The sequence below is a fragment of the Xanthomonas sp. Leaf148 genome, from assembly GCF_001423585.1.
In the GTDB taxonomy this organism is placed as follows: Bacteria; Pseudomonadota; Gammaproteobacteria; order Xanthomonadales; family Xanthomonadaceae; genus Xanthomonas.
Window position 1 is genome coordinate 520,380 of record NZ_LMOP01000008.1, and the last position, 25,154, is coordinate 545,533.

Annotated in this window: 20 protein-coding genes, 1 tRNA gene and 1 pseudogene; 17 read left to right on the forward strand and 5 right to left on the reverse strand. The window is 58.9% G+C overall.

Annotated elements, in window-relative coordinates:
• Positions 1 to 180: 180 nt before the first annotated feature.
• On the reverse strand, positions 181 to 1,314 hold the full coding sequence (gene ribA, locus ASF90_RS06935) for a GTP cyclohydrolase II RibA (protein WP_055847670.1): 1,134 nt from the start codon (positions 1,312 to 1,314) through the stop codon (positions 181 to 183).
• A 241-nt stretch (positions 1,315 to 1,555) separates the two neighbouring features.
• On the opposite strand from ribA, the gene ASF90_RS06940 reads away from it, so the two are divergent.
• Positions 1,556 to 2,077: a GNAT family N-acetyltransferase gene (locus tag ASF90_RS06940; protein ID WP_055847672.1), complete on the forward strand. Its 522-nt coding sequence runs from the start codon at positions 1,556 to 1,558 to the stop codon at positions 2,075 to 2,077.
• Positions 2,078 to 2,126: 49 nt separating this feature from the next.
• Here the strand turns inward: ASF90_RS06940 and ASF90_RS06945 are convergent, their stop codons facing one another.
• A complete protein-coding gene (locus tag ASF90_RS06945) occupies positions 2,127 to 3,143 on the reverse strand; it encodes a lauroyl acyltransferase (protein WP_193552511.1) in 1,017 nt (338 codons plus the stop codon).
• Here ASF90_RS06945 and dtd point away from each other — a divergent pair.
• The 12 genes from dtd to ASF90_RS23345 all read left to right on the forward strand — a co-directional run bounded on the left by dtd (position 3,142) and on the right by ASF90_RS23345 (position 13,031).
• Entirely contained in the window at positions 3,142 to 3,582 is a 441-nt protein-coding gene (gene dtd, locus ASF90_RS06950) for a D-aminoacyl-tRNA deacylase (RefSeq protein WP_055847679.1), read from the forward strand. The two genes, ASF90_RS06945 and dtd, sit on opposite strands and share 2 nt — an antisense overlap.
• 108 nt (positions 3,583 to 3,690) lie before the next feature.
• Positions 3,691 to 5,568, forward strand: a complete 1,878-nt coding sequence (gene rpoD, locus ASF90_RS06955) for an RNA polymerase sigma factor RpoD (RefSeq protein ID WP_055847682.1) — start codon at positions 3,691 to 3,693, stop codon at positions 5,566 to 5,568.
• Positions 5,569 to 5,809: 241 nt separating this feature from the next.
• Positions 5,810 to 6,058 (forward strand): DUF6566 family protein, encoded by a 249-nt coding sequence (locus ASF90_RS06960; protein WP_055847685.1) that lies wholly within the window; start codon positions 5,810 to 5,812, stop codon positions 6,056 to 6,058.
• Positions 6,059 to 6,263: 205 nt separating this feature from the next.
• Positions 6,264 to 6,339 (forward strand) — tRNA-Ile (locus tag ASF90_RS06965).
• Between the two features lie 85 nt (positions 6,340 to 6,424).
• Complete coding sequence (locus ASF90_RS06970; RefSeq protein ID WP_055847686.1) at positions 6,425 to 7,501, forward strand: site-specific integrase; 1,077 nt, start codon at positions 6,425 to 6,427, stop codon at positions 7,499 to 7,501.
• 596 nt (positions 7,502 to 8,097) lie between these two features.
• Positions 8,098 to 8,991, forward strand: coding sequence for a hypothetical protein (locus ASF90_RS23335; RefSeq protein ID WP_153066589.1), 894 nt, complete (start codon positions 8,098 to 8,100; stop codon positions 8,989 to 8,991).
• A gap of 6 nt (positions 8,992 to 8,997) precedes the next feature.
• A complete protein-coding gene (locus ASF90_RS06975) occupies positions 8,998 to 9,270 on the forward strand; it encodes a hypothetical protein (protein WP_055847689.1) in 273 nt (90 codons plus the stop codon).
• 212 nt (positions 9,271 to 9,482) lie between these two features.
• On the forward strand, positions 9,483 to 10,193 hold the full coding sequence (virB5, locus tag ASF90_RS06980; RefSeq protein WP_055847692.1) for a P-type DNA transfer protein VirB5: 711 nt from the start codon (positions 9,483 to 9,485) through the stop codon (positions 10,191 to 10,193).
• A gap of 10 nt (positions 10,194 to 10,203) precedes the next feature.
• Positions 10,204 to 10,638 (forward strand): hypothetical protein, encoded by a 435-nt coding sequence (locus tag ASF90_RS06985; RefSeq protein WP_055847693.1) that lies wholly within the window; start codon positions 10,204 to 10,206, stop codon positions 10,636 to 10,638.
• 2 nt (positions 10,639 to 10,640) lie between these two features.
• A complete protein-coding gene (locus ASF90_RS23340) occupies positions 10,641 to 10,892 on the forward strand; it encodes an EexN family lipoprotein (protein ID WP_055847696.1) in 252 nt (83 codons plus the stop codon).
• Between the two features lie 2 nt (positions 10,893 to 10,894).
• Complete coding sequence (locus ASF90_RS06995; protein ID WP_236699217.1) at positions 10,895 to 11,977, forward strand: type IV secretion system protein; 1,083 nt, start codon at positions 10,895 to 10,897, stop codon at positions 11,975 to 11,977.
• A gap of 499 nt (positions 11,978 to 12,476) precedes the next feature.
• Positions 12,477 to 13,031, forward strand: coding sequence for a plasmid mobilization relaxosome protein MobC (locus ASF90_RS23345; protein WP_236699218.1), 555 nt, complete (start codon positions 12,477 to 12,479; stop codon positions 13,029 to 13,031).
• 247 nt (positions 13,032 to 13,278) lie between these two features.
• On the opposite strand, the gene ASF90_RS07005 is transcribed toward ASF90_RS23345, so the two are convergent.
• The 3 genes and pseudogenes from ASF90_RS07005 to ASF90_RS21705 all read right to left on the reverse strand — a co-directional run.
• Positions 13,279 to 16,104 carry an XVIPCD domain-containing protein gene (locus ASF90_RS07005; protein ID WP_082473444.1) on the reverse strand — a complete coding sequence of 942 codons (2,826 nt, stop codon included), beginning with the start codon at positions 16,102 to 16,104 and terminating at the stop codon, positions 13,279 to 13,281.
• A 44-nt stretch (positions 16,105 to 16,148) separates the two neighbouring features.
• Positions 16,149 to 16,811: a DUF1629 domain-containing protein gene (locus ASF90_RS07015; RefSeq protein WP_055847704.1), complete on the reverse strand. Its 663-nt coding sequence runs from the start codon at positions 16,809 to 16,811 to the stop codon at positions 16,149 to 16,151.
• A 303-nt stretch (positions 16,812 to 17,114) separates the two neighbouring features.
• Positions 17,115 to 17,315 (reverse strand): annotated as a pseudogene (locus ASF90_RS21705) (ATP-binding protein); the annotation flags it as partial.
• Positions 17,316 to 17,448: 133 nt separating this feature from the next.
• On the opposite strand from ASF90_RS21705, the gene ASF90_RS07020 reads away from it, so the two are divergent.
• The 4 genes from ASF90_RS07020 to ASF90_RS07035 all read left to right on the forward strand — a co-directional run bounded on the left by ASF90_RS07020 (position 17,449) and on the right by ASF90_RS07035 (position 24,859).
• Positions 17,449 to 19,647: an AAA family ATPase gene (locus tag ASF90_RS07020; protein WP_055847705.1), complete on the forward strand. Its 2,199-nt coding sequence runs from the start codon at positions 17,449 to 17,451 to the stop codon at positions 19,645 to 19,647.
• 447 nt (positions 19,648 to 20,094) lie between these two features.
• Complete coding sequence (locus ASF90_RS07025; protein WP_055847708.1) at positions 20,095 to 21,999, forward strand: hypothetical protein; 1,905 nt, start codon at positions 20,095 to 20,097, stop codon at positions 21,997 to 21,999.
• Entirely contained in the window at positions 21,996 to 23,777 is a 1,782-nt protein-coding gene (locus tag ASF90_RS07030) for a hypothetical protein (protein ID WP_055847711.1), read from the forward strand. Before ASF90_RS07025 ends, ASF90_RS07030 begins: the two co-directional genes overlap by 4 nt.
• 368 nt (positions 23,778 to 24,145) lie before the next feature.
• A complete protein-coding gene (locus tag ASF90_RS07035; RefSeq protein WP_055847714.1) occupies positions 24,146 to 24,859 on the forward strand; it encodes a hypothetical protein in 714 nt (237 codons plus the stop codon).
• The last annotated feature ends 295 nt before the right edge of the window (positions 24,860 to 25,154 follow it).

The window sequence follows — 25,154 nt, forward strand, 5'->3', positions numbered from 1 at the left end:
GACACCCAAGCCGACACCCACGCCGATGGCGCGCAGCGATGGCGATCGAACGCGCAACATTGATCAGGCAGACGTCAAAAGTAGGCACGCATCAGGCGCCGATGGCCGGATGCATCGGCCCCGGCACGCACCGCCTGCGTGCCGGTGACACCCAGCCAGGCAGCCTGCTGCCCGCGCCGCTTACTGCGCAGCCAGAATCAGCGCATCCACATCCAGCGCATGGCCGGCGCGCGCGGCCTTGGTGCGCAGATACTGCTCGTTTTCAGGGGTGATATCGCCGGTGATCGGGATGCGATCTTCGACAGCGATCCCCGCGGCGCGCAGCCGCTCGGCCTTGGCCGGGTTATTGGTCAGCAGACGGATGCGGCCGATGCCCAGGCCGCGCAACATCGCCACCGCGCTGCCGTAGCGGCGCTCGTCCGGGCCGAAGCCCAGCTGCGCATCGGCATCGATGGTGTCCAGGCCGGCATGCTGGTAGCCGTAGGCGCGCATCTTGGCGGCGATGCCGGTGCCGCGGCCCTCCTGATCCAGATACAGCAGCACACCGCCGCCGAGATCCTTCAACTTGGCCAGGCCGTGCCGCAGCTGGTCGCCGCAGTCGCACTTGAGCGAGCCGAACAGGTCGCCGGTGAGGCACGACGAGTGCACGCGCACCGGTACCGCGCCCGACAGGTCGGGCTGGCCCACCACGATCGCCACCTGGTCGCGCTGCGCGACGCCGCCACGGAACACCACGAATTCGCTCATGCCCAGGCCGCGCAATGGCACCGGCGTGCGGGTGACGAGTTCGTAGCCGGCCGCGGCCGATTTGGCGCAGCCACTGCTCAGATCGTCCAGGCTCAGCGACTGGCATCCGGCAAAGGCGGCGTGGGCGTGCACGTCGCGCAGCTCCACGGCCAGCAGCGCCGGCAACAGCAATCCCAGTCGCGCGATCTCCACCCCACCGGCATCCAGCGCATCGCCGGCCGCCCACTGCGCCGGCACCGCGGTGTCGCGCAGATAGGCCAGTGCGGCGAGTTGGTCGTAGCTGTAGTCGGCCAGGGCCACGCGCGCGCCCTGCGGCGCGGTCAGCCCCAGCACCTGGGCGCGGGTCGGCGTGACGAACAGATAGTGACGGCCCTGCGCGGCACGTGCGAACGCGGCATACGACTGCGCCGTGCTGCTGTCCAACGCCAATACCGCACGCGCCTGCCCATCGGCGGCGGTCAACAGCACCGGCCGGCCGGCGCGCAACTCGGACGCGGCGCGCTCGCAGCGGATGGCTGCCGGGTCGCCGAAGGCCTGTGCGCTGGGGGAGGGGACGGGGCTGCTCATGCACGACTCCAGATGGGGATTGCCACGGCCGCTTCAAGGCGGACGCCGCCGCGCCAGTGCCGGCCGCATGTCGCCATTGTCGCGTGGTTCGCAACTGGCGGCTGCCAGCATCGGGTGGAACGCTGCATCCAGCGGATGCGATTGAGTGACAGCACAGGCGCCGATTGGTTGTGCGCCGCGCGCGTTGTTCAGCGCCCGGCAATGCTTTCTAATTCGATCACCTCTCAGCTCAGCGGATCCCATGCGTCTTATCGACTGCAGCGAAGCACGTCACGCCAGCGCGATCCTGGATATCTTCAACGAGGCCATCGCCAACTCGACCGCGTTGTACGACTACCGGCCGCGTCTGCCGGAGAGCATGGTCGGCTGGTTCGCCACCAAGCGCGCGGGCGGCTTTCCGGTGATTGGTGTCGAAGATGCCGATGGCACGCTGATGGGCTTTGCCAGTTACGGCACCTTTCGCGCCTGGCCGGCGTTCAAGTACAGCGTCGAACATTCGATCTATGTGCATCAGGACCATCGCGGCAAAGGCCTGGGGCGCACGTTGTTGCAAGCGCTGATCGCCGCGGCCGAGCAGCGTGGCGTGCATGTGCTGGTCGGTGGCATCGATGCCAGTAACCAGGCCAGTGTCGCGCTGCACGAACAGTTCGGCTTCACCCATGCCGGCACCGTGCGCGAGGCCGGGTTCAAGTTCGGGCGCTGGCTGGATCTGGCGTTCTATCAACGCATTCTGGCGACGCCTGCAGACCCGCACGACGACTGACGCACCCGGCCCGGCTGCCGCGCGCGATCAGGCGGGAGCGGCGCGACGATCAATGCGGATGCCGCTCGGTCGCGTAGGGGTTGGCCTCGCCGCTGCCGGGTGGGCGCAGCGTGTAGCGCTTGTAGGTCCACTGATACTGCGCCGGGTCGCGCCGGGCGATCTGTTCGATGCCGGCATTGAGTGCGCTGGCAGCACGCACCGGGTCGGGGTCGGCCACTGCCGGGTCGGCCGGTTGCACGTGCAGGGCAAACTGCAGGTCCCCGCCAGCGCGTTCGCACCAGCCGTACAGCACGGTGGCGCCGGTGCGCTCGGCCAGCCGGTTGACCAGTGTCATGGTCAAGGCCGGGATGCCGAAGAACGGCGCAAACACACCATCGCCCATCTTCGGCTGCTGGTCGGGCAGGATGCCGACCGCGCCGCCGTCCTTGAGTACCTTGAACAACTGCCGCACCGCCGGGCCTTCGGCACGCACCTGGCGCACGTTGTCGCCGCCGCGCGCCAGCTGCAGAAACCCGTCGACCGCCTCCGACTCGGGCGGCCGGTACACGATGGCGATCGGCCCGCGCTCGGACAGCCACTGGTTGAGCAGCTCCCAGTTGCCGAAGTGCGGCGCCGCCACGATCACGCCACGTCCGGAGGCCAGCGCCGCGTCGTAGAGCTCCTGCCCGTTGCGTTGCAGGCGCGCCAGGTTGTCGGCCGGCGGTCGGGTCCAGGTACGCAGCACTTCCAGGGTCTGGCGCGCGGTCGATTGCAGGATCTGCGCGTGCAGCTGCGCGCGCTGCGCGGCGGGTAATTCCGGGTAGGCCAGTTCCAGGTTGCGGCGTGCCACGCGGGCTTCGCGCGCGTTGAGCTTGCGCCAGCTCCAGGCCAGCGCATCGGCCACGCGTTTGAGCAGCGGCCACGGCAGGCGGCCCACGGTGGCGGCGGTGGCATAGAGCAGTCGAGCGCGGACATCAGGTTTCATCCGCGCAATTCTAAACAGCGCAGCCGGCGAAGGCCCGCGCGTGACAGTGCGGGCAGCGCTGGGCATGCTGCGCGACACAGTTTGCTGGGCGAGAAAGCCGATGCTTGCATTGATTCAACGCGTTACCCGCGCCTCGGTCAGTGTCGAGGGCCAGGTCGTCGGGCAAATCGGCCCCGGGTTGCTGGCGCTGGTCGGCGTGGAGCCCGGCGACAGCGACGCGCAGATCCGGCGCCTTGCCGAGCGCCTGCTGAGCTACCGGGTGTTCGGCGACGATGCCGGCAAGATGAATCGCTCGCTCACCGACACTGCCGGCGGCCTGTTGCTGGTCAGCCAGTTCACCCTGGCCGCCGACACCAGTTCCGGTAACCGGCCAGGCTTCAGCACTGCGGCACCGCCGTTGGAGGCTGAACGGGCGTTCAATCAATTGGTGGCGATCTGCCGCGAAAATCACCAAGCCGGGGTGGAAACCGGGCGCTTCGGTGCCCATATGGTTGTCGACCTGGTCAATGACGGCCCGGTGACCTTCCTTCTCAGACCCTAGCCAGCGCAGTTCTACCAGCGGTCCTGTCTTGATTCCGGCAGACCGGGCTTCACGCTGGTATAATGCTAGGTTCTCTTTCCAATCTCAAAGCCGGTGGCGCGAGCACTCATGGCCAACGAACGTCCTGCCCAGCAATCCGACATCAAGCTACTGATCAGCAAGGGCCTGGAACAGGGCTATCTGACCTACGCCGAAGTCAATGACCATCTGCCCGACGACCTCGTCGACCCGGAGCAGATCGAAGACATCATCAGCATGATCAACGGCATGGGCATTGATGTCCATGAAGTTGCCCCCGATGCCGAAACCCTGCTGCTCAACGATGGCAACACCGGCAACCGCGAGGTTGACGACACTGCCGCCGAAGAAGCCGCCGCAGCGCTGACCGCGCTCGATACCGAAGGTGGCCGTACCACCGACCCGGTGCGCATGTACATGCGCGAAATGGGCACGGTCGAGCTGCTGACCCGCGAAGGCGAAATCGCCATCGCCAAGCGCATCGAAGAAGGCCTGAGCCAGGTCCAGGCAGCACTGGGCGTGTTCCCGCTGTCGACCGAAATGCTGCTCGCCGATTACGAAGCGCACAAGGAAGGCAAGAAGCGTCTGGCCGAGATCGTGGTCGGCTTCAACGACCTGATCGAAGAAGCCGATGCCGCCGCTGCCGCGTTGGCCGCCGCCGGCCCGGTTGCCGTCTCCGAAGACGATGCTGCCGACGACGACGACGCCGAAGATGGCGACGACGACGCTGCCGAAGAAGAGGCCGGCCCGACCGGTCCGGACCCGGTCGAAGTCGCCACGCGCATGGAGAACCTGGCTAACGAATACGCCAAGTTCAAGAAGATCTATGCCAAGAACGGCGCCGAGCACAAGCTGGTGGTCAAGGCGCGCGAAGACATGGCCGCCATCTTCACCACGCTCAAGCTGCCGCTGCCGCTAACCGACGCGCTGGTCACCCAGCTGCGTGGCGTGGTCAACGGCATCAAGGACCACGAGCGCAAGGTGCTGCACCTGGCCACCACCGTGGCACGCATGCCGCGCAAGGACTTCATCCGCTCCTGGGAAGGCAACCAGACCAACCTGGAATGGGTGGAAGACGCACTTAAGCGCAAGCAGAAGTGGTCGTCCGCGCTGCGCGACGTCAAGGACCAGATCGTGTCCGAGCAGCAGGGCTCGATCGAGATGGAAAAGGCCAACTACCTGACCCTTGGCGAGATCAAGGAGATCAGCCGTGCGATGGCCTATGGCGAAGCCAAGGCGCGCAAGGCCAAGAAGGAAATGGTCGAGGCCAACCTGCGTCTGGTCATCTCCATCGCCAAGAAGTACACCAACCGCGGCCTGCAGTTCCTGGACCTGATTCAGGAAGGCAACATCGGCCTGATGAAGGCCGTGGACAAGTTCGAATACCGTCGCGGTTACAAGTTCTCTACGTATGCGACGTGGTGGATCCGTCAGGCCATCACCCGCTCGATCGCCGATCAGGCGCGCACCATTCGTATTCCGGTGCACATGATCGAAACGATCAACAAGTTGAACCGCATTTCCCGTCAGATGCTCCAGCAGTTCGGCCGCGAGGCCACGCCGGAGGAACTGGCCAAGGAAATGGACATGCCGGAAGACAAGATCCGCAAGGTGATGAAAATCGCCAAGGAGCCGATCTCGATGGAAACCCCGATCGGCGACGACGAGGATTCGCATCTGGGCGACTTCATTGAGGACACCAATGTGGAGTCCCCGATCGACAACACCACCAACATCAATCTCTCCGAGACGGTGCGTGACGTGTTGGCCGGCCTGACCCCGCGCGAAGCCAAGGTGCTGCGGATGCGCTTCGGTATCGACATGAACACCGATCACACGCTGGAAGAAGTCGGCAAGCAGTTCGACGTCACCCGCGAGCGGATCCGGCAGATAGAAGCCAAGGCGCTGCGCAAGCTGCGTCATCCCAGCCGCTCGGAACAGTTGCGCTCGTTCCTGGACATCGACTGACCCTAGTCGTTGCTGGATAGTCGTCGCACAACAGCCCCGCACATGCGGGGCTGTTGCGTTTCAGGCACCTGCCCGGCGATGCTGGCCGGGCAGCAGCGGCGCAGATTCGGACGGCGTGGCTTCACGCCTTTGCGACGAAGCCGCACCGCAACGCACTATTAAGTGGATGTTTCCTTCAATCTCACGCGAGATTGCAACCGGCGCCTTACCTTCGAGCGCGACAGGAACCTGAGACCGTCCGATGAGCAGACAAAGCCGCTTCGAAACCACCACGTACTGCGAGCATGAAATCCGTGTACGCGTCGAACAGGCTTCGCCGACAGCCAAGTGGACACCGTGGGTCGATGTGTACGCTGACGGCGGCGGCACCCGTCTGCCACGCATCAACGACGGGACCCAGACCTGGGACACCTACCAGGACGCCATCGCGCAGGGGTTTCGCGCAGGTCGCCAGTTGATCGATAAGCAACGTCAGACAGTGGATGCTTGATGGTGTGGGTTGCAGGCATCTATCTACCAAGCGTCCAGCAGACACCAGACACCAGACACCTGCAGAGTCGCAGCAAGCGGGCGCAGATACGAACCCGCAGAGAAGACGGTGCCGCAGCAGACAAGCTCGCGGACAGACAGGTAAACTTGCTCGACTCCTGAGGGCCCGACGCATGGCATGCGGCACCAGCGAGCGCTGTGCAGCAGGGCCTATAGCTCAACGGTTAGAGCAGAGGACTCATAATCCTTTGGTTCCAGGTTCGAATCCTGGTGGGCCCACCAGTTAAATCAATGATTTGCTGACGCGTCTCATCTTAAGAGAGAGGCCAAAGGTACATTTTCGGTACAGTCCGGGAAGTAGAGACCTATGGCAACACTCGTAAAAACCCCCGCAGGTTCTTGGAAGGCCGTCATCCGTAAGACTGGATGGCCGCCTGCGATCAAGACATTCCGCACCAAGCGTGATGCCGAGGACTGGGCTCGGCGCACCGAGGATGAGATGGTGCGCGGTGTGTACATCCGCCGCGCCGGTTCCGAGCGCACCACCGTTGAAGCTGCGATGCGGCGATACCTGGCTGAAGTCACACCAGGCAAGCGACCTGTCACGCAGATCAGTGAAGTGCGCCGTGCTGAAGTTTTGATCAAACATCTTGGCTGTTATTCATTGGCGGCGGTGACCGCGGAGATCGTTGCTCGCTTTCGCGACGATCGCCTGGCCGGAGACCTAGATGCGCGCGGTCAACGCCGGCCGCGCAGTAACAATACCGTGCGTCTAGAACTTGCGTTGCTCGGGCACATGTTTACGGTGGCATTGAAGGAGTGGGGTCTAGGGCTCGTCCACAGCCCTGTGCTGGGAATTCGGCGCCCGCCACCTGGCCCTGGACGAGATCGCCGTTTGATTCCGCACGAAGAGCAGCGCTTGCTTCGTGCGGTAGATGGCCACTCAAATCCGATGCTCGGTTGGATCGTACGCTTAGCCTTGGAAACGGGAATGCGCGCTTCCGAACTGTTGGGCTTGCGCCGCAGCCAAGTTGACTTGGTGCGCCGCGTGGCCCGTCTTCAGCAGACAAAGAACGGCAGCTCACGGACTGTCCCGTTGACCCAGGAGGCTGTGCAAGTTTTGCGAGTTGCCTTGGCTAACCCTGTACGTCCTATCGACACCGATCTGCTGTTCTACGGCGAGCCTGGGCGAGACGGCAAGCGGCGCTCTTACCAATTCAATCCCACCTGGATGAAGCTCAAGCGCGATTCCGGCATGGCAGATCTACATTTTCATGATCTACGGCATGAGGCAATCAGTCGACTTGTGGAGGCCGGCCTTTCAGACCAGGAAGTTGCTGCGATCAGTGGGCACAAATCTATGCAAATGTTGCGGCGATACACACATCTGCGAGCTGAGGATCTCGTATCAAAGTTGGACCGAATCGGAAGAGGGGTTGCTTAGCTGATACGTGGGTAGGGAGATATCGTCTACCGCTTGATAACTTCGCTCTAGATGCGCTGTGTTCTTCTAAATACACTTTATGGGAGCACGGCCAAAGCATATCAATTTGGTTTTCATTAAGGGTGTGCGCAAAGAGAAAGAAGACTTGTTGTACCTCTGTTTTCCATTGTTATCAGGCCTATTTTTAGCCGAAAGTGGGTTGTCAGAAGATCAGACGGTGCCCGTCAAAAAAACCAATATATAGCATCTTGGTTTTTCAGAAATTCCGTGAATGTTTGACCAGAGGATTCGAAGTCACGAGGATGTGCATCTACAGAAATAAACCGTAGGTACATGTAATCCTATGACAACTGAAGAATATCTGCTGCAGAAGTATGGGCCGCTCATGAAGCTGGTTGACGTTGCCGCACTTCTAGGACGTTCTCCCGACGGAATGCGCGTGGCGCTGTACTCGAATAACGAGGTTTCTCGAAAACTCAGGCCCACAATGTTGCGTGTAGGGAGGCGTGTCTACTTCCGAACGCTTCAAGTCAAGGATGCATTGTCACTTGACGGAGAAGTAGTACCTGCCGACAGCGTTGCAGGCTAGTCTAGTTATGAGCGAATTTATCAGCATCAAGCGTCGCGCGTTTTCGGTAGTGCCTGATGACATCTTGACCGACCACCGATTGGGATGGACGGCACGTGTCGTACTATCCTGGATGCTTGGGAGAAGTTCTGATTTTAAGTTAAATATTTGGCATGTACGTAAGACCTTCAAGTTGAGCGAGCAGCAGTGGCTTCGCGCTCGGAGAGAAATGCAAGCTGCTGGTTACTTCCAGCAAAAGCGTGAGCGTGATTCGCAAGGAAAAATAAAGTGGTTGCAAGTTGTGACAGATACGCCTGAGCCGCATATCGCTACGACTACATCAGACCCTAAACCATACCCCCAAAAACCGGGGTATGGCTGTCCTAGGCACGATGACTCATCCAATGGACTGTCAGGCCTTGGTGCACAGGGGTGTAAACCAAGTGCAAGTAGTACCAAGAAGAGCAGTACCAACTTAATTAAGACTATTGATGAAAAACCACTACAACCTACTGCGTGCAAAGTCATCAACGGTAAAAACGATGGCGACGCAGATGCAGGCGTCCCGGTTGGAAGAGAACTTTTCTGGCCGCGCTCGTTAAACGCGTCACAAAGGCGTGCAGTGGAAATTTTGATGGCTGGAATCGACGTTAACGAAGCACAGCTTCTCTTGGACGAACTTGCCGGAGTGCTTTCGACCAACAGCATCAAGACCACCCCAGAACGTTGGCTAAGAGCCATCGTTTCGCGCTACGAGAGAGGTGAATTTGAGCCAGTAGCTGGAGTGGCCGTATCGGAAGCAAGAAGGAGCGTGAGCGAGAAGAAAGCGATCGAGTCAGTTCCTAGCCTTCAGCGATCGTCACCAGGGGCCAGCAAGCCGTACATGGATCAGATAGGTGCAATGCTTAGGGTGAAAACGTAAACGCTAATGAGCACCAAGACGCCTGATAAATCTTTATCGTTTCATAACCTCGAAGACTACTGTGACAGTCTGGAAAGAAGAGGGGAAATCCAGGTGATCTTGCATGCCGAACGAAAGAGGGGATACGCAATGCGTATCGACGACGGAAACGAATCCCGAGTAGTTGTCGATAGGTATGGCATGCAGCTATGGTTCCGCACCGTCGATCAGGCTTTGGAAGATCTGACAGATGTACCGTATTTGAGCGAAAATCTAATCATCGTCCGAAGCAACTGGTAAAGACGATACGTTTCCAAGACCCTGGGTCGAGTTGCCCCAAGAACGCTTTGTGCGTACCGGGTGCCGGGCTGAAAAGAAGGCCCTGACAGCCATGAACAGAATGGCCGCATAGTGAGCTAACCGCCAAAAGGCGAAGCTGCGGAGGCTAAGGCCCTCCTGACCCAGCCGGAACAGTCGGCCTCGTCCCTCCTAACGCAACAGGAGTGGCACTCATGCACATCAATAGATCATTTCTTCTCGTAGGCCAGCTGCTAATCGGCGGCTATGCCTACGCCGGTGTTCCGGTCACTGTCGTGGCCGACGTTCCTTCCACCATCAACCAAATCGAGACGATGGCCAAGTGGAAGGCCCAGTACGATCAAATGGTCAGCCAGATTGACCAGATGAAGCAGCAGTACACGTCCGTCACCGGGTCGCGCGGCCTGGGTCAGATCATGAACAACCCTGCGCTGCGCGACTACCTGCCGTCCGACTGGCAGAGTGTCTACGATTCGATGCGGCAGGGTGGCTACAACGGCCTTAGCGGCTCCGCAGCTGCCATCTACGACGCCAACAAGGTTTTCGATGCCTGCATGCGTATGGCAGCCGGAGCGCAGCGCAACGCGTGCGAAGCCGCAGCAGTGAAGCCTGCGCAGGACAAAGCGTTCGCTGGCGACGCGTATACCGCCGCGAAATCGCGTCTGGATCAAATCAATTCGCTCATGGGCCAGATCAACCAGACGCAAGACCCGAAGGCGATCGCCGAACTGCAAGGACGCATCGCGTCTGAGCAAGCGATGATCGCCAACGAACAGACCAAGCTCCAGTTGTTCCAGATGATCGCGCAGGCAGAGGATAAAATTCAGCAGCAACGGCAACACGAAATCAATGCCCAGTTGAATGCACGCCGTGGCTATTCCCCTTTGAAGCCGGTCGAGTTCTAAGGAGGGATATATGGTGCACTTCATCGAATTACTACTGGTTTTCGGGTATGTGAACTTCCCCGTACGGTTCTGGCTGTCGGTTCGGAAATTCGGCACTTCCCGTTTCAATGATGCTCTGCGCAGCGACGCGCATATGTTTTGCCTGGACTTAGTTGCAGTCTTCTTCGGGTTCGCAGCATGCTATTGGATCGCATACGACACGTTAGGAATCGCTATTCCCGGCGTTAAAGACCTGGCGAGCTGGGAGGCCCAGGTTGTTGCGTTCGTCCTAACGGCGGCGTGCCTGGCACTAGCCTTCGTGAACGGCCGGCAGCGCTTTCTAGACGCCACGCGGGCGGGCATGCCCGAAGCCGCACTCAGATGGCTCGCAACACGGCAAATCATTGTTGCTTCCGAAGTATCCGCCGCGCTCGTGCAAGCCCCGCGCGTTATTAAGAGGATGTAGTCATGATGAAGTTTTCCTTTATCGTTTTGCCGATGCTCCTGTTGGCTGGCTGCGACAACAGCCAGCCCACACGTACTGTGGAAGAATTTAAGGCCGACAAGCAGCAACGCCTTTCGATGTTGGCGACCTGCAAAAAAAACCCCGGCGAAAAGGCACTGTCGCCCAACTGCATCAACGCACAACAGGCGGAGAACGAAATAGCCAATTCGCGTCGCGGCTACTCTCCGCTGCCATCTGTCAAGATGGGGAACTAGCCATGTCCGACCCGATGATTTTTCAATTCATAGGCGATTCCATCACCAGTGGGATGGGTACCTACGTGGAAACGACTGTCCCCGTGGTGATCGGTAAGATCACTGCAACAGCTGTACTCATGGGCACGCTTTACTATTCCGTCATGGGAATTTTGATGGCCCTTGGTCGGGTCGATGGCCCGTTCTCGCAGTTGATGCTCTCGGCCGGAAAGTTCATTCTCATAAGCGCAATTGCTCTGAGTGCCGAAAGCTATATGAAATTTGTGGTTGCAACCGGGCACGATCTGGAAACGGGCATTACGCAGGCGTTTTCAGGTGTAAATGGCGCCAACCCGACAACTGTCTATCAAGTTGTTGATGAGTCGGTTGGAAAAGGCTGGGACTTGGCCGGCGAGCTTTGGAACCGGGCGTCGGATAGAGGCATGACCGAAATCGGAATGATGTTTGGTGAGTATTTCGAGGCGATCATCATTGCGACGGCAACGCTGATTATTGCGGCACCTGCGGGCGCAATGATTGTGGCGTCGAAAACGCTGCTTGAATTGCTTTTGGGTATCGGACCGCTCTTCGTCATGCTGCTTATGTGGCCATTCACCAAAGCATTTTTCGATCGCTGGTTTAGTGAAGTCATGACCATCATCCTGCAAATTACTCTGGTAAGTGCTGTGCTGGGCTTTGCTATGAAGGTCTTCGTTGCGGTGGTCTCCGCTACCAACATCGACAGTCCAGACGCGAGCCCGTTTTTTGACTCGATGCGACTGATCTTTATCACTGTAGTGATGTTGTGGGTCATGTATGTCGCGTACCAGAAAGGCGGGGCACTCGGAGGAGGCATGACCTCGGCGGCAATCACCTTGGGTAGCTTGGCTGCCGGGGCAGCGGGAATTGGGTCTGCTGCGGTTGGTGCGGTCAACCCCATTTCAACTCGCCGCGATCTTGAGTCGGGCATGATGGTGACGGCTGGGAGAACCAATCACCTTATTGCGGGAAACACAGCATGGAACCCATCATATCGACAACATGTATTGACCAATGTGGGGAGGAACTGGGGCCGAGCTAGAGGTGGCAAAATTCAAGGTGAATGATGGAATGGCCCCGCTTAGTCGGGGCTTTTCTTTGACTGGCAGCCTAATTTTTTGAGCTTGGATTTATCATCCAAAGTGCAAGACAGATTCAGCGCCGAACTGGCGTAACTGTGATGAGCCATGCCAGCTGCTGGTAAAGCTTGGGCTCAACATGGCCGGTGTCGAGCGCTCTATTTTTTCGTCATGACGAAATTTTAAGGCTACAACACGGACGTACTTGGTGAGTCCGAGGTGGTTTCACATAGGGTCTGCTTAGAGCGCTGATGAGCATGAGCATAGAAAATCCAGCTAAAAAATTTCGTCATGACGAAATTCCTGGCAAGTGATAGCAGAGCGGGTGGCAGCGCTGGTGCAAGTCAGATGTGGCGTTAAGTGATTCGACGAGCGAAGCAAGGAGATCGAAAAAGCGAAGAATGGACAATGCAGGATAGGCCGTAGGCCGGTAAACTGTGCGCACAGTTTATTCGCAGGGTGTGCCCCTGCTTTTGTTTGATTTCAATTGGAGAAGCCTTTGGAGAAGCCCGGGCGAGCCATCAATCTGCATCTAGGCCCGGACCTGAAAGCCCGGTGGAATGCCTATTGCGAAGACCGTGGCAAGACGCCTGGCGCTGCGATTCGGGAGGCGATCGAGCACACGCTTGCGGCAGCACCAAGAGAGACCCCAAAGCAATATCGCCAAACCAAGCAGAATCCAGCGATGGAGCCGAAGGAGCGGTTCGAGGTCTTAATGACCTCATCGGAGAAAGCTGCCGTCCGCGAAAGAGCAAACATTGAGCGATGCTCCATGGCTCGATGGGTCATCGATGCTGTGCGGGCCGGTCTAACTGGCGAGCCACAGTTTGGAACGAAGGAGGTCGATGTCTTGGGAGAGTCGAACTACCAGTTATTGGCATGGGGGCGCAGTTTGAACCAGATAGCGCGGCGGCTAAACGAAGGGCGAAAAGCAAATCTGACGATCGAGCAGATTAGGATCATTGCCGATCGCATTGACGCTCACACGAAGAAAGTGAGCGAAGCAATACGAGCCAGTCAAGAGCGATGGAACATCGAATGACGAGTTCAAGTCTTGATCTAGATCTCAAAGTATTTGCAGACGATGCGGTGATCCCGTTCAAACCGGCCCGAAAATCTAAAAGCACCGCGCGGGGTGCAAAGCTGTCAATCCCGGAATCGCCAGGACCAAGGCGATCCGCGCCGCGTTTGATCGCATTGCTCAGCGTTTGCTGGAAGTGATAGGCAAGATTACGCATTGTAGGAAGGATCCGGAGACCGGCAGGCGCGAGATCCTATACAAGGACCGGTTATGACATTCTCGGCCCGCTTCTGCTCGGATCATCCTGGGTGTGGTCGCGTGCCTGCGCCAGCTCCTGCAATCGTGTCTGCTCCTGAGCATCACGGGTCTGGCTCGCAGCTAGGTATTGCTGTTCCGGTGCCGCCGCGAGCGCTTCGCTGGTTGGCATATGCGCCCGATTGGCGAAAGGATCCGGGGATGCGCCTGGGCCTGTGCGCATCACGAACATCGTCACCCCGCCTGGAAGCTTGTCGGTCGGGACGTTCAGTGCAACGTCCACCTTGTCGCCGGGCTTAAATCCCGCATCCACAGCCATTTTGTACGCGCTCGCAACCATGCGATCGCTCCGCTCATCCCAAGGTTTGTTGGCACTTTCATCGAGCCTTGCGATGGATGAGCGTAGTTGCTCCACCAATACAGCATCTTGCGGCTTCGGGCCGGCGGCGCTCTGACGATTCACAGATGGCTGCTCGTCTTCACGAGCATCTTGCGATGCAACAGAACGCGCACCCATCTGCATTCCCGGCGCGCTGACCTGTGCTGTGGTCGTGGACGCCGCACGCCCTTGCACGTGGTCGTCATCCAGCGCGGACGAACGTCCCGGCGCTGTCTGCGACGACGGCGCGCTGGGCACGGGGGTTTGTGCGGGCGGCGCTGCAGGCTGTTGCGTCTGAGGCGACTGCGCAGGGGGATTGGGCGAGGTGGCGTTGGCAGGCATGGCTTGCTGCCGCTCTGCTTGCGATATCTCTTCTGCCGTCGTGGTCGCCCTAACCTCCATGCGGTCGTCGTTCTGGCCAACCACCGTTGCAATTGAGCCATCTTTCTGCAGCTGCAGAAAGAAGGGCATCTGCTTGCCTGTGTCGCGCGCATGGTCTTGTGTAACTGCTGCCGTGGCGGCATCGATCTGCGCGTCAGTGCGTGTAATGCCGGCGCGTGCGTACATCCCGGCCACCTGGCTGTGCAGGTCGCTCTGGGTCGGGGTGGGATTGCTGCGGGCGACCTCCGCCATAGACGCCATGTCTTGAAGCCCGGCCTGTTGGCTCTGCCACGTGCGGTTCAACTCCTCGCGCGTGTTGCCGGTGGCCGCATTGGTGCCGTAGAACGTGCCGGGCGTGGTCCATTCGCCGTTGGTGTCTCGGGTGTAGGAGTTACCGTCAGAAGCCTGTAAAGGCTGCGGTTGCGTGCGTGCGTTCGTGATGGCCTGCGGCACCGGTTCGCGATTGGCGAACTCATTCCAGCCGAACTGGTTGTAGGCGATCTGGTAGCGGGCAGCTGTTGCTTCCGGAGTGTTGGCGGCGTTCTGCGCGATGATTGTCTGCGACTGTTGCTCCAAGCCACTCGCACGCTCCGCACTGACCGGCGCGTTACGCGTGATTGGTATCTTGCCGTCAATGTTTTCCCTAATTTCAAGCTGCCACCCGCCCGTCTGCGCATCGCGCACGTAGTCGCGGCCAGTTTCGAATGGCTCACGTGGCGGATGCGTTTCGGCTTTCGCATCTAGGCGATACGGATCCTGTGGCTTTGGCGAATTTGCCAGTCCGAGCGAATACGAGTCGTTAGCCGCGCGGTAATTCAGCTCATCGGCAAGGCGGCCAGCAGCAACCAGCCGCGTTTCCTGAAAACTGCCGTTTGGCATCGGTGCGCTCACCGTGCGCGTCCAGGTGCCTTGGGGATCTTCCGGGTTACGCGTCCACTCGTTGCCACTGCGGTCTGGCTGTGTGTAGATCCGGTCAATGTCCCGTTTCTCGGCCCAACGTTCGCCAAGGTAGGCGCCGGCCACGCCGCCGACCAAGCCAGTCGCCAGCGCGCCCGGCCCCGTCCACGAGCCTGTGGCGACGCCGTAGCCTGCACCAACCAAGAAGCCGCCCACGATGCCGCCTGCATTGCGGCCGACGAAGTGGGTGGCTGCCGAAGCGGCGCCGGTGTCATTGCCCTGCGCACTTAGCTGGACAATGCGGTGGCCGGTCACGGCGAAGTCATAGGCCATCAGCGCTACGCCGGCCGCACCAGCGACACGAGCACCAGAAAGCCCCCGTGCTCCGGCAGCCTCCGCTGCAAGCCCTTCGCCCGCAACAATACCGCCTTCCCCTGGGGCGCCTGGAAGCCGCGGCCCAGCCGGTGGCCGTACGAGAACCGGAGGCATCTCTTGGGCAAAGGAAAGGCGTAGGCGCGCTTCTACCGGTTCGGTGAGTGGCAATCGGCCAGCTTGATTGGCATCGGCAATCGCGGTGCCGAGCGATTGCCGCCCACCCCAGCGATCACTGAGCGTCGAAAAGCCGGGCTGGTCAATGGCGTCTAATGCTAGCCTGACATTGCCTTCTGACTGCGTGACTCCTGCCCAGCGCGACTCCGCTGCCGACATCTGGCCAATTTCGGCAATCTGGGCAGCATGACTCTGTTGGTACGCGGGGAGATCACCATGAAAGGCGCGTATCCGTGCATTTGCCTGCTGTGGGGTCATGCCTTGCGGCGTATTGCTTACAAGGTCGCCATTGACCAGGCCCACTTTCAGCGTGTCGGTCAGGCCGTTGACTCTAGCCGCGATGCGTTGAGCGGCCGCCTGATCGCCGCGCAATGTCGCTTGTCCGTCGGGTGACAGCTCCAATCTTTCAAGCCGGTTTGCAAGCTCCTCCGAATACGCCCCCAGAGGTCCACCAGGGTGGGGCGACAAACCCATCCTTGCCGCCAACGCCTGGTCAGCGGGAAGATTGAGGATATTGCGCGGACCATGCAGATCGAACAGGCCGCTTCTCGAAAGCGACTGCAGCAACCGGCTCTCACTGAAAGCCGCTTGCTCAATGACATGGTGTCCTTGGAAAACTGGTGTGTCAGCCATCGGTGCAACTCCCGCTCAGAAATCCGTATCGAGGGTTTGACGCGTCAGAGGTCTGCGGCGTCTCGCAGCGAAGGGCCGCTAAGTTGGGCTGCGCTCAAGGCGTCGAACAGAACACGGTCACAAATGGCCTCGGTTCCTAGGCGTGATTGACGGAAGATGTGGGCGCTACCAACGACTTCCCGCTTGAATACAAGGCTTGCACCGCCGGATACGCTGTAGAAGTTGAGGTCTTCTCCGGTCTCGTAATCGTGTTCGATCTCGATCTGGACCCGCGATTCACTCTCATCAAGCGCATCAAGCCAACGCGTCACGCTGCAGAGGTAGTACTGAGGACCCTGCGTGCCATCAGCAAGGGTGAAGTCGCAAGCCGCAAAGGCGAAGCCTTCGGGATCGACGGCGTCGAACACCTGCTTCAGGGCTTCCGAAACAATCCAGATGCCCGCCAGCTTCTCGAAATCGCGCGGCATCTCTTGCTGTCCCGGCACCTGCACTAGGTGTGGTTTCACCGGATACTGGCTTGGATCACCATTGGGAGGGTCCATGGTGTTCATGCCAGGGGGCAGAAGCAGTTCTTCGTTGGCAATCTTCAAGCCAGTGCTCTGACCATTGCCCCGGAAGCTTGGCCGGAGGACAAAAAATTCCCCCAAGTGCGAGTCGCTTGCGACGGTGACGGGGATTGCTGCCTCATCGTTCATAGTGATTTCCATCGTGGACGGTAGTGCCGCGGACCGCTGCTGATTCCTTTGTCTCCCCGAGATTCTATGGCAACGGGCGGTCTGTCTGTGAAGCAGGGGGGGCTAACTGTGGCGCTATGGAGACTGCTCTGGGGCGCTCCGTTACCAATTTTCGGCATGTTGCGCCGGCGGCTCGGACGTGGGTCGCAAACGTAGCTTACGAAACGCCAAGTAGTTGGACATTGGCAGCCAGGATTGTCGAACACTGGCGCCAAATAGACTGGACAGCGTCGCCAATGTAGTTGGCCGCCTCCCGCGTCGCTGGGAGCCTTGAGATTAGTCACCCGAGTCCTCTTTCTGCATCGACTTGCCTTTCAGCTCAGGCTTGTGACTGCTGTGGATCAAGCGATCCAAGATCGCATCTGCCAGCGCAGGATCATGGATGAAGGTATGCCAGTTCTAGATCGGCATCTGTCCAGCGACGATTGTGGCGCCACTCCCCACCCGGCCATCCAGAAGCTCCAAGAGGTCTGAACGGCCACGGCCGTTGAGAGGTGTCAGAGCGAAGTCATCAACGTTATGGTTAGTCTGATGGCAGAAGAGGTAGGGTTCATTGCGGTAGATTGTCTGGGGGATAGGTGCTCATGACGAGCCAGGGCTTGGGGGGAGCATGCTTCGGCGAATTGAATCCATTTCACAGGCGGCCGTTTGGGACGGCTACGACGGGCGAACGAGTGCAGCGCCCGACTTCGCGCGCCACAACCTGATCTATGGCTGGAACGCTTCCGGCAAGACAACCCTGTCTCGTGTCTTTGGACTATTGAGCGGGTCGACCGCAAGTCGGCTGCCGGCCGGCGCACATGTGCGTATCAGCGTGGGACAGGAAGTGCTGGATAGCCGGAAAGAGCAAGATCGAGGACGAATCCCTGTGTATATATTCAACCGGGATTTCATCGATGCGAACCTGCAGCAGGCCAATTACACGCAAGCGCCTGCCTTGTTTGTCGTGGGCGAAGATAACATCCGGCTGAGTAACCGAATCGCGTCGTTGTCCCGGCGGCGGGACCGCTTGGCGGCGATGTATCGCTCTGTCCAGACGAAGCAGAGTGAGATCAGTGCTTCCAGGGAGAAGGCGGCAACCGACTTAGCCAGAGATTGCGGAACTATGCTCGGTGTCCGCGACTTTAGAGCACCCAATCTGAAAGGTATCCAGCAACGGCTGACCGCGCCGGCCGACCATCTTCTCGACGCTGCCACTTTGCAAGCAATGGTCAACCAGGCAAGAGACCAGAGTGAGTTCGCTCCCATTAGCAACCTGCCAGTGGTGCCTCCACTTCAGCGTGGGGTTGATGGCATCGCTGGGTTGTTGAAGGAGACGCCTAGGCAGAACACGATCAAGCGCTTGGCTGACGACCCTGCGCTGAGCGATTGGGTACGCACCGGTCTTCGATTTCATGAGCACAGTACGGCCTGTGCCTTTTGTGGAAATGATGCAGCGCAAGCGCTGGAAGCGTACGCGAACCATTTCTCCGCCGAATATCGTCGGCAGCACGCTGCCATCACGGCGGCAATCGGACGGCTGGAACAGCCTAGACAGACGCACACCTTTCCCCATGAGAAGGAGTGGGTTCCCGATGTTCGGGCTAAGGTGCAGGCGGCACTAATTGAGTTCGCGGCTTGGGAAGCTCGAGAAATTGAGATCCGTGCGAGTTGGGCTGGCCTGCTGAGGGAGAAGCTCGCCAACATGGAGACGGCGTTCACCGAGGAAGCGGTTGAAGATCGAGCTCCCGAGTTGACGGCCATCCTTGCGGAGCTGCATCAGGCCAAGGACGACCACAACCGCGCGTGTGACGAACTTGCTACCAGACGTCGGGGGGCAGCCGAGAAAGTGAAGGGGCACTTTGCAGCCCGCTTTGTGTTAGACACCGGTGCGACGGAAGCGATCGCGTTCTTGAACCAGGTTGAAGCGGAGCTGGGGCGAATCAAGGTATGTGGGCAGAGGATCACAGCGCAAGCGATGACGGCGAATACTGAGCTACAGCGTAGTTCTGTTGCGGCAAGCCAGATCAACGGACTGCTGAAGCGATTGCTTGGGCCGCGTATTTCGGTCGAGCAGGCTAAGGACAATCGGATCCAGTTCATCCGCGAAGGTCAGCCGGCCACCAATATGAGCGACGGTGAGCGGACGGCGATCTCGCTGGCGTACTTCCTAGTGAGCTTGGGTCAGCACGGTCAGCGGCTTGAAGATCTGGTCGTTTTCGTGGATGACCCGATCTGCAGCTTGGACGCCAACCATATCTATGACGTGGCCTACCTCCTCATCACGAGCCTAAAGGCGTGTCGGCAGCTCTTCATTTCGACGCACAACTCGGAGTTCTTCAACACGATCAAGCAGGATTGGAGTGATCGTGGAAAGTTCAAGAAGGACCACGCCGCGTACCTCGTCCACCGAGAGCGTGACGGCGCCAGCCAGCTGATAGAGCTTCCAGGACACTTGGCGAAGTTCCGTTCCGACTATCACCACGTCTTCTACTGCTTGCGCCAGTTCCAGGCGAGTACTAACCAAGAGGTTGATGCCTATCTGAGCTGCCCCAACTTGCTCAGGCGGTTCTTGGAGATGTATCTAGGCTTCCGGCGGCCTACACCGAAAGGATACTTGACCAAGCTTGACGTGTTGTTCGACGACGAGGTGGAGCGAGGCGCAGTTGCAAGGTACGTAGACGAGGGATCGCATAGCGCATCAACGCTCCGTCTGCTGGAGTTTTCCGACTTCCCCGCAATGTCGCGAGGAATGGTGGAGCGGGTTATGCGGGCATTGGAGCGCGTAGACCCAGATCACTATTCAGTGTTGTTGGCGGAAACCAACTAAGCGTCTAGGTCTGCTTTTGGCCGGAAGCAGACATCGGGACCACCTGGCGGCTGGCCCGGTGCTAACGTCCGCTTTCGACCCAAAGCGGACATCAGGGGAAAGGCCTACTCGGTTGAAGAACGGGTGGGTCTAGCTCACCCGATCAGGGGCGCGACCGTCGGGACAAAGCCGGGTAACGCAGCTTTGGACACTGCCTTTGTGCGTCCGGTTGTACGTCGGCTTGTTGGCCGGGCCTAGCGACCCTAAGATCAACCCTTATCAAGGGGACAGCTCACCACAACGATATGAAGATTGGCGACTACGAATCGAATGGTTCGCATTGATCGACGAAGACATCAAATAGATATGCGCAGGGACATCCAAGAACATCGGCAGCGAGGCGTGAGCGCCGTGGAATGCGCCGTTTGAGCCGTCTTTAAGCTAAGAGAACATGGGGAGAAATAGGCCATGGACGATAAGGAAGCCAAGCTGGATCAGCTCGCGTGGCTGTGTCTGACAAAGCCCGAGTCGATAAAGCTAGACGATATAGGGCTAACACCAGAGGATCTGGTCAATGAGTGCCAGATGATAGACGGTACGCCATCTTTTGTTGACCCTGAGAAGGCCAGGGCTCGCGCGGTAGGGTACCTCCAGGCAGCTGTCATTGAGCCAAAGCTACAAGCGCCCGCCGAGATGTTCGATGGCCTCTTGCGGTGCCAGACGGCCTCCGGTGCGGGACGCGGTGACAATCTTCCCGCCGTTGCGCTTGCAGAGCTCCACAACAACGGTAGCGTTGATGTAGCGCAACTTGGCATCGACGCCTTTGGTGGTGGTGATGGGCATCCGTACAGAATCGGCAGGCTCGTTGCAGACGTCATACCGCTGTTGGATGCACTCGACATTCCCAATGTCTTGATATTGGTGCGCCTCCTGGAAGCAAAGGGATTCCTAGCGCCTGCGATAGGAAATTGGATGAAGAGCCACCCGGCAGAGATCGAGCACGTGTTTGAGGGGTGCCTTGCGGCACTCCATTTGACGTTGGTGCCGCTGTTGCGTACCAGTCTCACTGTCGGGGTTCAGAACGACAAGGAACCGTGGCTGGCACGTGTGCACACCTTGGTGAGTGCGCCGGATCCTTTGGTCGCGTTGCCGGCGCTTGAAGCGTTGGGTTTCATTGATTGGAGCGACATCGACGCGGCCGAGATTGATCGTGCGGTGGAGGTGATTCGGGAGAAGCTGCAGGCTGGCGACGAGGCCGTGCGTAATACGGCTGCGCGAGCGGGCCTCTATTTGGTGGACACCGCACCTGATCGGCACGCACTGATCGACGAAATAGCAGCGCTGGAGGGTCTCGATGTTGTACAGATGATCGGAGACCATCTCGCTTATGGCGCGAATGAGCCCAGAGCGCAGCCTTGGTACCTGGACAAGATTGATCTACTTGCGGCTAAGACAGGGCAGGAGAGCGGTGCGGGACATGGCATCGACCACATCCTGGCCCAAGAGTACACCTCAGGGAACAAGTCCAGAGTGTTAGCTTGGGTGGAGACATGGGCGCGCACCAATGCGGAACGGGCGCCGTCAGTGCCTGGAGAGTTCCCTCAACTGTTCGCGCAGATCGTGAGTGACGGCGAAGCGCTGGGAGCCCTGCTGGTCGCATGGCTGATAGCCGACGCCATCGGTTACCAAAGAATGGCTCGGAAGATTTTAGATGAGCTGAGCCTGAGGGAGGTGCGGGGTACTGCTTTCTCGGTATCCGCTCTGGACGCGCTCAGCGCGGCCGGCTTGCTGCATCTGGCGCGGCGAACGTTGGCCAATGTCGTGTGTGATCATCAGCGCGTCTCACTGGTCTGGTCGATGATACGCACGCACGATGCCGAGACAAGAGTGTTTACGCTTGTCTTTGAAGTCATGGCCCGGTTCATAGGGTACGACTATCCCGTCGCGACGAGGGAACACCTGGAGCTGTTAGTCGCGACGGGCGCAGGTGATGCGCAGACTCGATTGGCTCAGCAGATCCTTGAGGCGATGCGCGCGTACTACGACCCGCTAAAGGGACTCCCGGTGGTTGAAGAACTGAGGCCCTCATCCGAGCAGGAGATTCGCTTTGAGAAGGAGCGGGGACGCTTGATGAATGAGGCGTTGGAAGAAGCGAGTAAACATTCCTTCTTCCGAGAGGTCGCCACGTCGATTCCGCTTAAAGCCGGGCGGTCCATGTTCCTCATGCGAGATGGAGAAGTCGGAGAGACGACACCGATGATGTCAGCATCGCACTCAGTTGCGGTGCCACGTAGCGAGGCGATCGATAAAGTCGGCAGCGATATGCAGCGCCGCCGGTTCATCTTGGGCAAGCTGGAGGATGACCGGGCATGAAGCTCATCGTTAAGGAATTCCTGAGCCAGCTTCGCGAGTCGGGGGAGCTGGACCGACTTCTTCCGGATCTGCTCGCACGCATGAAGCTCATTCCGATTAGTCGGGCACAGGTAGGTGTGCGCCAGAATGGAGTGGACGTAGCGGCCGTCGGCAAGGACAAGAACGGCATCAAGACGCTCTATCTGTTCGTGCTTAAGGTTGGCGATCTGGGACGTCGTGACTGGGATGGCGGCGTCAATGCGGTTCGTGCAACGTTGAACCAGATTCAGGACTCCTACCTGCATACCTCGGTGCGCGAGGAGCACCAAGCATTGCCGGTCAAGGTGGTTATCTGCTCCACCGGCGAGCTTAAGCAGGAAGTACAGCAGGACTACACGGGTTACATCAACGGACACACCACCTCGAACCTAGGGTTCGAGTTCTGGTCTGGTGACGACCTGGCGGACATGGTCGATACGCACTTGCTGGATGAGTATGCGATCGATCCGTCACAGCGGGCGGACCTTCGTCGTGCCATTGCCTTGATTGGTTCAAGGGACTATGACCTGCGGCACGCGTACAAGATCGCCCAGGTATTGCTGATCGACAGTCACGACGGGACCCAGGCGCTAAACAACACCCGGCGAAAGCTATTCATTCGTCAAATGAAGACCCTGGCGTTGGTGCTGGAGATTGTTTTTCGCTGGGCAAATGAGGAAGGTAACCTGCTCAATGCGTTCAAGATGGGAGAGCGCTGCTGCCTTTGGGCGTGGGAGGCGATCCGGGCCCGGGACCTCTTCAAGTATCGCCCTGCGACCTCAGCTTTCCGGGACATCTATCAGATCCAAGATCGCATCTGTGTGGCCTACTTTGACAAACTTGAACCCTTCTTTATGGCAAGGGATGGGCTATCCGGTTTCGCTAGAGAGAATGCGTTGGTCACAGACAAGGTCTTCGAGCAGATCGGAATCTTGGCCGAGATAGGTCTCATGCAACAACACCATGCTGAGATGGCACTAGGGGAAGGCAAGGAGGTGGCGACGGCCAAAGCGAATGTGGTCGCAGATACGCTGATCGCCGTCATTAGGAACAATTCCTCCTCGGGCTCGCCTCGTTACGATGGCAATGCGATCGAACTGTCCCTGGCCTTCTTGCTGCTGTTTCTCACGGACAAGTCTGAGGCGGCGAAGCAATGGCTAGACGACCTGGCTTCCCGCGTGTCGTTCGCGTTCAAGGTCAAGCAGCACTTCCCTGTTGCGACCGACGCGTTCGATGACCTGGTAGCGATGGAGGTGGGCGAGCTCTCTGAGGACCAGGTGGAGAAGCTGCGCCACCTAAGTACTCTAGTGCCGACGCTGATGTACTGGAGCCTCATCTTGGGTCACGATGAGGTCTACCAATCCCTGCGCGAGCGCCATGGCTCGGCTTTCGATAGGGTTTGCCTGCAGCTCTGGTACGCCGATGACCTCACCGAGTCGGTGATCTACCGGCAGCCGGCTCAGTACGAAAGCGGCACGACGGAGGCGCTTCTTAAGTTCCCCGAACAGATTGGCGATCTGCTGCGAGCAGACATAAAGAAGGCTGAGTCCAAGGCCATCGTCAGCCTGGATACGCTCTCCGCGGTAAAGCAGGGGCCTTGGGTGGTGATCGCGATGGCATGTCGTCACTTCAGGACGCCGTTCCCGCCGCAGCTCTGGATGCCCTTTTTGCTCCGGACCAGGGCTGCCGACGTGCCCGGCCCAGATGAAGTAGAAGCCCCGCCATGCGGAGAGCCGCCCAGCGCCGCAGGTCCAGAGTAGGCTCGAGCTGCACGTCGGCTTGCTAGCCGGCCGTGGCAGTCCTTATCGGAGCGGCCTGACTCGGATCGCCATGTCCGCTTGTGGCCGAAAGTGGACATCGGTGCCATCCCAAGTGTCCAACTGGCTAGCTACAGTGTCCAGTTCGTTTGGCGCCGCTATCCAACTGCCTGGTTATTTGTATAGCCTCGTGATCGTTAAGTATTTTCGCCGTCTTGTAACCTGCGTTATCTGATGAATTGCCCAGGCTTGGCGGGGCTGTGCTTGCGCGCGGCCTGTAGCTCTGTGGCGGAGCGCAGGATTGCGGAGCTTGACTCTACGGAGTCAGGTGGGCTCCTATATTCCATCAAATAGTGAGATACGACATCGCTATGGTCCAGGTCACTTTACTGACAGCTGCCAGCACCGCCGCGCAAGTAGCCAGCAGTTCCGCCCCTTTGTGGGGATCTCTGCTCCAGTTGGCTGGGACGCTCGCGGGTTCCTTAGGAGGGGTATGGATCGGTGCACACCTTGTCGCTCGTAGAGAGCAGTTAGCTCGCGAGCAAAAGCGCTCTGCCGATGCGCTCTATTTGGCTGTGACAATCTCAGGAATTTTGGAGAGTTTCATTGCGGAATGCGCGGATGTCGCGGGCGACGATGGCACCTGTCGCGGTCAAAAGGGTCCTGATGGAGAGCTAACCATTCAGGTTGCTACCCCTTCGTTAGATTATGCAAACATTGAAGTTGTTTGGATGGCTCTCCCCGGAGCGCTTCTTGATCAGGTGCATTCTGTTCCTCGAAAATTAGAGAATATTCAGCGATATCTCGATTTCATGGCGGACAACCTGGATGAGGATCGGTATTTTGCCGACCGTCAGAGGAAGTACGCAGAGCTTGGCCTACATGCGGCCGCCATTTCAGTGGGGCTGCGCATGCAGGTAGGACTCGACCCAACGATTGATTCGGAGAGTAATACGGTGGCATGGCTCAAGGAAAAGCTCTCAGAGCGCATACGTCTAGACAAAGCCTTTGAAGATCAGCAGGGGGTATGGGTGGCTGCCTCATCAACGCCTGCCTCAACGGTACCTACGGAGCAACAAGGCTGAGATTTGGCCTGTTGCTGGCTTTAAAGAAGACCTCGACAAACCTTGAGACCCAAACTGCAGAAATTCTTTGTAATCGAGAAATCAACAACTTAAAGATCGTATGTGAATCAGTGGCTTGGACTAGATGTTCGTAGATGTTGGGACACCACATCCATCTCTGCTGGCGCCGAGCGAACAGTATCTGTCTGGATGTCTGGGCTTTCGCGGGACGTGTGGATGAGTCCTGGAGCCTTCATCCACATGCATGCACTTGAGTTCCTGAGCGGCTCCAACTCGATGACCGCTCATTAGGCTT